The organism is uncultured Salegentibacter sp. (genome assembly GCF_963972535.1).
Taxonomy (GTDB): Bacteria; Bacteroidota; Bacteroidia; order Flavobacteriales; family Flavobacteriaceae; genus Salegentibacter.
This window is the reverse complement of record NZ_CAXAVR010000129.1, coordinates 1-6687: the sequence shown is the minus strand read 5'-3', so window position 1 is coordinate 6687 and position 6687 is coordinate 1. Positions and strand designations below refer to the sequence as shown.

Genomic DNA, 6687 nt, shown 5'->3' with positions numbered 1-6687 from the left:
CCTACAAACACTTATAATTCCGTTTTTCATCTAAATAATAAGAAAACTATCGAATAAATAAGGTTTTTAGCCGGCTATTTTATAAATTATTGTTCAACTTAAAATGTAGAATTATGAAATTTATTGATAGCTGTTTTGTCTTTTTTATTTTGTTATTAAGCACATCAATTACTGCGCAGGAATTAGAAGGAAAATGGATTGTCTCGGGAAATAAAAGCTTTGGTGGTTTTCCCGGAATACATTTAATGGAAGTGAGTGAAGATTCCTTATCTCACTATAATTTTGATCAATTTGTGACAAAAACTGCATATCAAACTGAAGATAACAAGTTGAAAATAGATACACTCGCCTTTGCCGATTTCAGTTTTAAAAACCCTAACCGATTAAGTATTTCTTCAGAAAGATTGGAACAACCTATAGATTATATAAGATTAGTTCCCACTAAAACAGATTTAAACGCTGCAAAAATTAAACAGAAAAAATACAATTTAGAACGGGGTGGCAAAAATTTCGAAATAGATTTTCAAAATCATCCCGATAGTAAAATTATGCATTCATATTTAAAGAAAATAGATGAAACGTATTTCCTGGTAATTCATCGTTATGGTAACCCAATTACTGCGGTACCCATTGAGAAAATTACCGCAGATAAATTGCACTTATATGGATTTATGGCTGGCCCCGAAAAACTCGTAGCTAAAGCCATTGAATAATTGAAATAGTATAAATAAAAAACCTGCCTAAATGAAGTTTTGAAGGCAGGTTTCACAAAATTTTCTTCGATATTTTATTTTTCTTCAGGTACCGGGAAGCCACGGTCACGCATTAACGCATCAATTTCTGCATCACGGCCTCTAAATTTTCGATAAGCTTCAGCGGGATCCATTGCGTTTCTTGGCGCAAACAGATATTTCACCAATTTTTCTGCCATATTCTCATCGTAGAATCCTCCGGGAGATTCAGCAAAAGCTTCCGCAGCGTCAGAGGTTAATACATCTGCCCATAAATAGCCGTAATATCCGGTAGCATAACCTTCACCTGAAAATACGTGTCCAAAGTGCGGAGAACGGTGACGCATCACAATTTCATCTGGCATTCCCAGTTCGTCTAAAGTTTCTTTTTCAAACTTTCTCGGTTCAATTTTATCGGGATCTGTGGTATGGTATTTCATATCCATTAAAGCCGAAGCTAAAAACTCGGTGGTAGCGAATCCCTGATTGAAAGTAGCTGCTTTTTTAATTTTAGCTACTAATTCATCTGGAATTACTTCCCCGGTTTCATGATGTTTTAGAAAGCGGTTTATCACCTCATCTGTAGATAACCAACGTTCCAGTAATTGCGATTGAAACTCGGTATAATCACGAACACCGCTGTTTAGGGTTGGGTATTTAATATCTGCAGCTAAAAAGTGTAGCGCGTGGCCAAATTCGTGGAAAAAAGTTTCAGCATCATCCCAGGAAACTAAAACGGGTTCTCCGGGAGCTGGTTTTATAAAGTTAGAATTATTGGATGCTAAAACGGGTTTTGCGCCTTCTAATTCAGAATAACTTCTATAGGTAGTTGCCCAGGCACCTGAACGTTTTCCCTGGCGGGCAAAAGGATCTAAATACCAAAGCCCAATAAGTTCGCCAGAATCTTTATCGGTTACTTCCCAAACATTTACATCTTCGTGAAAAACAGGGACGCTACCTTCTTCTACCGGTTTAAACTCGAAATTAAAAAGCTCACCAGCGGTATAGAAAAGCGCATCGGTTAGGTTGCCCAGTTCTAAATACTGCTTTACTTCCTCACTATCAAGATCGTATTTTTCTTTTCTTACTTTTTCTGCATAATATCTATAATCCCAGGGTTTAATGGTAATATTAGCACCTTCACCATCGGCTACAGCTTGCATATCTTTTACTTCCTCTTCTACGCGGGCAAGGGCAGCCGGCCAAACGGCTTCCATAAGTTCCATTGCGTTTTCTGGGTTTTTAGCCATTCGGTTTTGTAAACGCCATTGCGCAAAATTCTCGTATCCCAATAGTTCTACTCGTTCATCGCGAAGTTTCAGGATTTTTTTAATCACCTCATTATTATCAAATTCATCATCATTATCACCTCGTGAATAATAGTTTTTCCAAACTTTTTCACGCAGTTCACGTTCATCAGAATAAGTTAAAAACGGATCCATAGAAGAGCGCGTGTTGGTTACGGCATATTTCCCTGCTTCTCCATTGGCTTTAGCAGTGCTCGCTGCAGCTTTCACATAAGATTCCGGAAGACCGCTAAGTTGATCTTCGGTTAAATAAACAATGTAGTTTTCTTCTTCAGCAAGAACATTATTAGAGAATTTGGTATATAATTCAGACAGTTCACTGTTTATTTTGGCGTAATGCTTTTTATCTTCTTCGTTTAAATTGGCGCCTTCCATCGCAAATTCTTCATAAATAAGATCAATTACGCGTTGCTCGGGAGCCGGTAGCGGATTTTCTTCTGAATTCTCATAAACGGTTTTAATCCTTTCGAATAGTTCTGTGTTTTGAGAAATTTTTGAGCTGTATTCAGAAATTTCCGGAGAAAGTTCGCGCTGTATTTCCCTAAATTCAGGACTGGAAACATTGCTGCTAAATATACCGTAATAAGTAAATACCCTGTTTAAAAGATCGCCAGAATCTTCAAAAGGTACAATAGTATTTTCAAAAGTTGCCGGTTCAGGATTTTGGGTAATTTTATCGATTTCAGCAAGATGCGCATCCATCGCTTTAAGCATTGCGGGTTTTACAAGTTCTACCTGCATTTTATCAAAAGCGGGAACGCCGGCATAAGGGCCAGTCCATTCAGCAAGTAAAATGTTATCCATATTCTGTTTGGGGTTTTGTTCCTGGGAATTAGCTTGAAATCCTGCGACCAGCGCAAAAATTCCCAGGCCTTTTATAATGTTTTTTTTCATTTTGTGTGGTTTTATTTCTAATCTATGAAGGTAAGGATTTTGGGAAAATTGGCTGCTATAGAACATTTATAAATTCCCTGAAATATGAAAAATTAAGACTTAAATACATTAACAATTAAAAATAATTTATCTTTGATATTGTAAATAACTAATTACAAACTATAAATAAGTAAATATGAAATTTTTAAGCAAAACTGTATTGATTTTAGGAGCCGTAGCAATGATTGCCTGCGGAGATAAAAAAGAAGAAAAGGAGGATAAAATTACTATTGGAGATGGTACCAGCCCACAGTCTCAAACTGAAGCCGCCACAGATAAATCTGCTTCAGAAATGAATTCTTCAGACGAAGATGTGGTTGAGGTGACTATTGAAGGAAATGACCAAATGCGTTTTAATAAAGACGAGATTAAAGTAAAGCCCGGGCAAACCGTTAGGCTTACTTTAAAACACGTTGGTGAGATGGAAAAAACCGTGATGGGCCATAACTGGGTATTGCTAACTCAAGGTACCGTAATTAACGAATTTGGACAGAAAGCTGTACAGGCTAAGGATAACGATTATATTCCTGAAGGAACTGATGCGGTTATTGCCCACACTAAAATGATTGGTGGCGGAGAAGAAGTAACCATAGAATTTGAAGCTCCTGAAGCTGGTGAATATGATTTTATTTGTAGCTTCCCAGGTCACTATTCTGTGATGAAAGGTAAATTTATCGTAGAATAAGAGAATTTTTTAATTTTTAGAAATGCCTTTACTGCGGAGATTTCCGTTTAGTAAAGGCATTTTTGTTTTAGAGAGGTTATTTGAGTTCTGATTTTAATTTTTTCTAAAAGATTTTTATTTGAAAAACCGAAGAAATTTCATTTTTAACTACTAATTTCAAACGGTTTTTATAAGCTCTGTATTTTATAGCAGCTCATTTTATGAATTGTTGAAAATATTACCATAGCCAAAATTTTGACCGTGTATTTTTACTGAAATTGGTACGCTAAGATTGCTAAAAATAGTAGTTTTAGGCTTCATTTTAGAGTACCTTAAATATGAGTGAGAACAAGCACTTTGTAATAGATTTTGACAGTACATTTACCCAGGTAGAAGCCCTGGATGTTTTGGGAGAAATATCACTGGCCAACGATCCCGATAAGCAAAAAAACCTTGATGAAGTAGAAGCTTTAACCGATAAGGGAATGAAAGGAGAAATTTCTTTTAGAGAATCCCTGGTAGAGCGAATTCGGCTTCTAAAAGCCAATAAAAGTGATTTGCCAAAATTGGTAGAAAACTTAAGTGAGCGGGTATCTTCTTCATTTGTTAGAAACCGGGAGTTTTTTAACGATCATCACGAAAATATCTATATTGTTTCCAACGGTTTTAAAGAATTTATTGTTCCTATAGTTGAACCGTATGGGGTTAAGCCCGAAAATGTTTTTGCCAATACTTTTGAGTTTGATGAAGATGGTGAGATTGTAGGTTTTGATAAGGAAAACGTGCTTTCTTCAAATAACGGCAAAGTAGAGCAACTTAAAAGATTAAAGTTAAAAGGCGATGTTTACGTAATTGGTGATGGTTATACCGATTATGAAATTAAAGCCGCCGGACTCGCCAATAAGTTTTATGCCTTCACCGAAAATGTAGAAAGGGCAAATATTCTTGAAAAGGCAGACCATATCACACCAAGTTTAGACGAATTTTTATTTGTACACAATATGAACAAAGCAATCTCTTACCCAAAAAATAGAATTAACGTACTTCTTCTTGAAAATGTGCACCAGGATGCAGTAGATATTATGAAGAAAGAAGGTTATAATGTAACCGTACATCCAGGTGCTATGGATGAAGACGAACTTTGTGAAAAAATTAAAGATGTATCGGTAATCGGGATTCGTTCTAAAACACATTTAACCGAAAAAGTTCTGGAAAATGCCAATCGCTTAATTGCCGTAGGTGCTTTTTGTATAGGAACCAACCAAATAGATCTTCAGGCCTGCTTAAAGAAAGGAGTTGCAGTTTTTAATGCGCCTTACAGTAACACAAGATCTGTGGTAGAACTGGCTATTGGAGAGATTATTTTATTGATGCGTAACCTGCCCGATAAAATGCGCTTAATGCACGAAGGGAAATGGGAGAAATCGGCTAACAATAGTTTTGAAACCAGGGGTAAAAAACTGGGGATTATTGGTTATGGAAATATAGGTGCTCAGCTTTCGGTAGTTGCAGAATCTGTTGGTTTTGATGTTTATTACTACGATGTTGAAGAAAAATTACCAATGGGTAATGTTACCAAGTGTAATTCCCTAAAAGAACTTCTTGAAACTGTAGATATTGTGACCCTTCACGTAGACGGAAGAAAGGAAAATAAAGATATTATTGGGGAAAAGGAATTTGGTTATATGAAAGATAACGTGATCTTCCTGAATTTAAGCAGGGGGCACGTAGTAGATATTAAGGCGCTTAAAAAGAATATAGAATCTGGAAAAATAATGGGGGCGGGCATAGATGTTTATCCGCAGGAGCCTAAAACCAATAATGAAGAATTTGTTTCTGAATTAAGGAATTTACCAAACGTGATTTTAACGCCTCATATTGGTGGAAGTACCCTGGAAGCCCAGGAAAATATTGGGAATTTTGTTCCGGGAAAAATTATAGAATATATAAATACCGGAAGCACCACCAACTCGGTTAACTTCCCCAACTTACAATTACCGGTGCTTCAAAATGCACATAGGCTAATTCATATTCACGAAAACAGGCCGGGAATTCTGGCAGAGATCAACAGGATTCTTGCCGGGCATGATATTAATATTGAGGGCCAGTATTTAAAAACCAATGAAACTATTGGTTATGTAATTACCGATATTGATAAGAAATACGATAAAAAAGTAATTAAAGATCTAAAAGGCCTAAAAGGCACGATACGTTTTAGAGTTTTATATTAGAAAAAATTTTTACTGAAAAAATATATCCCGGGGTTATTTTCAACTTAAAGAAATAGCAGCCGGGATTTTTTTGTTTAATTTAACTGAATTTTCAAAGGTCCTGAAACATGGTAAATGTGGCAGCAATCTGCACCAACTTTATATTCCTGTTCCAGTATTAAATTTTCCTCCTGAAATCCTTTAAAAAGAAGATTTATTTCTTCATTTTTATACTCAGGAACTAAATTATCATTGAAAATGGAATAAAACCCATTTCCTGCATTTTCTGTAGAATTAAGGTCAATTTCGCGATTGTTGGTAATATCTCTAAGCGCAATACTGTCTAAAACTACCGGGTTTCCTTCAGCGTTTGTTAATTCAACACTAATACTTCTAAATTCTTCGGTGCAAATTCCGTTGCATTCTCTTTTTTCCTCTTTTCCGCAGGAAAAAGTGAATAAAAGGATTCCGACGAGTAAAATAAATCTATGTAGCATACAATTAACTATTTTCTATAAGATACAGAAAACGTATAATGGTTGCGTAAAATTTGGAAGAAAAAGTGCCTTAATCTTTCAAAATAAATTCTGTAGCTAATTGGGCGTGTAGCCTTGTAGTATCAAGAAGAGGAATTTCGGTATCCTTTTCTTTAATAAGCATTGGCAGTTCGGTACAGCCCAAAATTATCGCATCTGCGCCACGATCTTGTAGTAGTTGCATTTGCTCTAAATAGAAGTTCTTTGCTGTTTCGGTAAAATTTCCCTGCGTTAATTCTTCAGAAATAAACCTGTGGGTTTCATCAATATGTTCCTGCGATGGAATTATAGTTTCAATTTGGTGGT

The 6687-nt window shown here is 35.9% G+C and carries 6 protein-coding genes; 3 read left to right on the top strand and 3 right to left on the bottom strand.

Going from position 1 to position 6687, the window contains the following annotated elements:
- The first annotated feature begins 113 nt into the window (after nt 1-113).
- On the top strand, nt 114-713 hold the full coding sequence (locus tag AACZ30_RS12220; RefSeq protein ID WP_339649648.1) for a hypothetical protein: 600 nt from the start codon (nt 114-116) through the stop codon (nt 711-713).
- A gap of 74 nt (nt 714-787) precedes the next feature.
- Here the strand turns inward: AACZ30_RS12220 and AACZ30_RS12215 are convergent, their stop codons facing one another.
- Nucleotides 788-2932, bottom strand: coding sequence for a M3 family metallopeptidase (locus tag AACZ30_RS12215; protein WP_339649646.1), 2145 nt, complete (start codon nt 2930-2932; stop codon nt 788-790).
- A gap of 175 nt (nt 2933-3107) precedes the next feature.
- On the opposite strand from AACZ30_RS12215, the gene azu reads away from it, so the two are divergent.
- Together azu and serA are read left to right on the top strand one after the other, a co-directional pair.
- Nucleotides 3108-3656 carry an azurin gene (gene azu, locus AACZ30_RS12210; RefSeq protein WP_339649644.1) on the top strand — a complete coding sequence of 183 codons (549 nt, stop codon included), beginning with the start codon at nt 3108-3110 and terminating at the stop codon, nt 3654-3656.
- 317 nt (nt 3657-3973) lie between these two features.
- The gene (gene serA / locus AACZ30_RS12205; RefSeq protein ID WP_093303604.1) at nt 3974-5866 is read left to right on the top strand and encodes a phosphoglycerate dehydrogenase; all 1893 of its coding nucleotides are present in this window, start codon (nt 3974-3976) and stop codon (nt 5864-5866) included.
- Between the two features lie 74 nt (nt 5867-5940).
- Here serA and AACZ30_RS12200 read toward each other — a convergent pair whose 3' ends face one another.
- Nucleotides 5941-6342 (bottom strand): hypothetical protein, encoded by a 402-nt coding sequence (locus AACZ30_RS12200; RefSeq protein WP_339649641.1) that lies wholly within the window; start codon nt 6340-6342, stop codon nt 5941-5943.
- 70 nt (nt 6343-6412) lie between these two features.
- A partial coding sequence (locus AACZ30_RS12195) for an aspartate/glutamate racemase family protein (RefSeq protein WP_339649640.1) occupies nt 6413-6687 on the bottom strand: 275 nt, incomplete at its 5' end.